Genomic DNA, 4182 nt, shown 5'->3' on the forward strand with positions numbered 1-4182 from the left:
GATAACTTCCGTGCTGTACCTCCAGCAACTGGTATCGTTCACCAAGTTAACCTAGAGTACTTAGCACCAATCGTTCATGTGAACGAAAGTGCTGACGGAACACTAGAAACATTCCCTGATTCAGTAGTAGGTACTGATTCACATACAACAATGATCAATGGTCTTGGTGTACTTGGATGGGGTGTAGGTGGTATCGAAGCTGAAGCAGGAATGCTTGGTCAACCTTCTTATTTCCCAATCCCAGAAGTTATCGGGGTAAAATTAGTAGGAGATCTTCCAAATGGAACTACTGCAACTGACTTAGCGCTTAAAGTTACTCAAGTACTTCGTCAACGCGGTGTTGTTGGTAAATTTGTTGAGTTCTTTGGTCCTGGTGTATCTAAATTACCACTTGCTGACCGTGCAACAATCGCTAACATGGCTCCAGAATATGGTGCAACATGTGGATATTTCGCGATTGATGAAGAATCTCTTGAATACTTACGTCTAACTGGCCGTGAAGAAGAGCATATCGAAGTTGTTGAAGCTTACCTAAAAGCAAACGACATGTTCTTTGATCCAGCTTTAGAGCCTGTTTATACAGATGTAATTGAAATTGACCTTGGAGATATTCAAGCCAACCTTTCAGGACCAAAACGTCCACAAGATTTAATTCCTCTTACTGATATGAAATCTCGTTACCGTGAAAGCGTAGTAGCTCCTCAAGGTACACAAGGCTTCGGATTATCAGAGAAAGAATTTGATAAATCTGCAACTGTTAAATTTGAAGACAAAGATGTGGTTATGCCAACTGGTGCTGTAGCTATTGCTGCAATCACTTCTTGTACAAACACATCTAACCCATACGTAATGCTTGCAGCTGGTTTAGTTGCGAAAAAAGCAGTAGAAAAAGGATTGAAAGTTCCTGCTTACGTAAAAACTTCATTAGCACCAGGTTCTAAGGTTGTTACTGGTTATTTACAAGATTCAGGACTAGACAAATTCCTTGATGAAATCGGATTTAACACAGTTGGATACGGTTGTACAACATGTATCGGTAACTCTGGTCCATTATTGCCAGAAATCGAGAAAGCAATTATTGACGAAGATCTTTTCGTAACTTCAGTTCTTTCTGGTAACCGTAACTTTGAAGGCCGTGTACATCCATTAGTAAAAGCTAACTACTTAGCTTCACCACCATTAGTTGTTGCTTATGCTCTTGCTGGTACTGTTGATATCGATCTTCAAAAAGACTCATTTGGTAAAGATGCAGATGGCAATGAAGTATACTTTGCTGATATCTGGCCATCAACTGAAGAAGTTAACCAAGTGCTTTCTAAAGTAGTTACTCGTGAGCTATTCCAAAAAGAATATGCACGCGTATTTGATGAAAACGAAGCATGGAATGCAATTGAAACTTCAACTGAATCATTGTATTCATTTGATGACAAATCAACTTACATTCAAAACCCACCATTCTTCCAAGGATTATCTAAGGAGCCAGGTTCAATTGAAACGCTTGCTGGACTTCGCGTAGTTGCGAAATTTGGTGACTCTATTACAACTGACCATATCTCTCCAGCAGGTGCTATCGGTAAAGATACACCAGCAGGTAAATACTTGCGTGAAAATGGCGTAGAAATTCGTGATTTCAACTCATACGGTTCACGTCGTGGTAACCATGAAGTAATGATGCGTGGTACATTCGCTAATATCCGTATCCGTAACCAAATTGCTCCTGGTACAGAAGGTGGATACACTACTTACTGGCCAACGGGCGAAATCGTGTCTATCTATGATGCTGCTATGAAGTACCAAGAAGAAGGTACTGGTTTAGTAGTAATCGGCGGAAAAGATTACGGGATGGGATCATCTCGTGACTGGGCAGCAAAAGGAACAAATCTTTTAGGTATTAAAGCTGTTATTACAGAAAGCTTTGAACGTATTCACCGTTCAAATCTTGTAATGATGGGTGTTCTACCACTTAACTTCTTACCAGGAGAAAATGCTGAAACATTAGGATTAACTGGTAAAGAGGAAATCAGCATTAACATTGCTGAGGGAGTTAAACCTCGTGATATTCTGAAAGTAACAGCTAAAGCTGAAGATGGTTCTGTAAAAGAATTCAACGTGCTTGCTCGTTTCGATTCAGAGGTTGAGGTAGATTACTACCGTCATGGTGGTATCCTTCAAATGGTATTACGTAACAAAATGCTAGAAGCTTAATAAACAGATTAAAGAACCTAAATCTTAAATGATTTAGGTTCTTTTTTTGTTGTTTAGGAAATTATAAAATTCTGCACCTAAGAATAAATTGATGTCTAGCTTCATCGCCTTGCACCTCGAGGTCAAATGGATAAAAGCTCCGGTGGCTGAGGGACTGCCTCCTCGCTTTTTCCCATTTGCCTGTCGGGGCAGAGATAGGCGATTGTGCTTTTCTTGTATGAATTAACAAAATATTCTTTATAAGAACGTATATTCGTGTTAGAATCTAAATAATACTATGGGGGGATTTTATGAAAATAGAGGGTTTTGAACTGGCAGAGCGAATGAAATTTTATAAGGTACCTGGTATAAGCATTACATTTATTGAACAAGGGCAAATAAGTGAGAGTGTAATAGAAGGTATATTAGAAAAGGGTTTCGAGAAAAAGGTTAACAAAGATACTCTGTTTAACGCTTGTTCGATAAGCAAGTTTTTAACTGGAATGTTAGTCATGAAGCTCACCGAATTAGGAAAACTTAACCTAGATGAAGATATAAATAAGAAACTTGTAAGTTGGCATTTACCCGAAAATAAATTTACAAAACTAAAGGCGGTGACACTACGAAACTTACTAAGCCACCAGTCGGGGATTAAAGACCCTGTTAATAGTTTTCCGGAGTTAAATCCAAATTATATTGCACCATCAATGATCAAACTTTTGGAAGGAGATAGTCAATACAATGCTTATCCTATAAATGTTACATATGAACCTGGAAGTGAATTTCATTATTCAGACGCAGGATATTGTATAATTCAGCAAATTATAGAAGACGTTCTAAAAGAGCCATTTCCCCAAGTAATGGATGAATTCATTTTTCAGCCATTAAATATGGAAAATAGTAAATATGTTATGAGTTCGTCTAGTATATGTGAGGAAAACTTTTCATGTGGTCACAGCAAGCACGAAGAAGTAGTAGAAGGTAAATATACAATCTATCCATACTCAGCTGCTTCAGGATTATGGTCTACATCTAAAGATATTGCCAAGCTAGTCCAAGAACTAATGAGTGCACTAAAAGGAGAAAGCATAACAGGCATTTCTTCAACGATTGCTAAGGAATTGATTACTTCCCAAGGTGGAAAAGAATGGTCTGGATTGAGTGTGTTTCTTAGTAAAGTAGAGAATGAGCTAGAAATTACATCACTTGGGTGGGGTGTAGGCTATCAAAGCATGATGGTGGCGTTTCCTTATTTAAATAAAGGTGCTGTGATTATGACAAACGCGGATCTCGGTGTTCATCAGCTGGATGGTATCATCGGTGAAATATATCAAGCATGGATAAATTCTTTAGGGAGGAAAATGAATGAGGATAATAATGGCTTCACCATCTGAAATACATAAAGTAAATTCCTTTTTCATAGAGCATTTAAATCCTGATAGCAGCGAGCTATACTCCGCGGAGTTTCTGTGTCCTCTTGGCATACAAGCAGCCATTAGAAGAAATCAAATGGTTGTAGCTGTAGTAGATGGTGAAATAGTAGGAGCAATACGGTTTTATCCAAAGAAAACAAATAATACTATCTCGCTTTATCAATTTGCTATAAGCAAAGAGCATCGTGGAAAAGGAATTTTAAAAAAAATGTTACTTATTATAAAGTCTGCACCTATTCTTGCTCTCTGCCCAGTTGCTTCTGAATTTAACAATTACTTTTTAAAAACGGATTGGAAGCTACAGGAAAAAAGAGGCGAGTATAACGAATGGATATTTCATTAAGAGCAGCTCTACAACATTTTTGTCTGGTTAACTCCCAACTACGAATAAACATTTCGTTTAAATATAGGTTTGTAGATGTAGGTGGTAACTCTAGCGAGGGAGTTAAGCAGATAACAGGTCATAACACACCCAAAAGCTTCCACCTAGAGTAAAAATATACGATACTATATGGTACAAATCTTATCTTTCATATTGATGATTTCATTAAACAACTGTGTCTAA

At 37.8% G+C, this 4182-nt stretch carries 3 protein-coding genes; all 3 read left to right on the forward strand.

The genetic code is table 11. From position 1 onward, the window contains the following. Window positions 1–2205 (forward strand): aconitate hydratase AcnA (acnA, locus tag AC06OU_RS15310; protein WP_475856920.1); only part of this gene is annotated, 2205 nt, incomplete at its 5' end. Between the two features lie 290 nt (window positions 2206–2495). Continuing rightward, window positions 2496–3578 (forward strand): serine hydrolase domain-containing protein, encoded by a 1083-nt coding sequence (locus AC06OU_RS15315; protein ID WP_475856921.1) that lies wholly within the window; start codon window positions 2496–2498, stop codon window positions 3576–3578. Further along, window positions 3550–3960, forward strand: a complete 411-nt coding sequence (locus AC06OU_RS15320; protein WP_475856923.1) for a GNAT family N-acetyltransferase — start codon at window positions 3550–3552, stop codon at window positions 3958–3960. The genes AC06OU_RS15315 and AC06OU_RS15320 overlap by 29 nt, the downstream gene beginning before the upstream one ends. The last annotated feature ends 222 nt before the right edge of the window (window positions 3961–4182 follow it).

The sequence above is a fragment of the Psychrobacillus sp. genome, assembly GCF_056205495.1.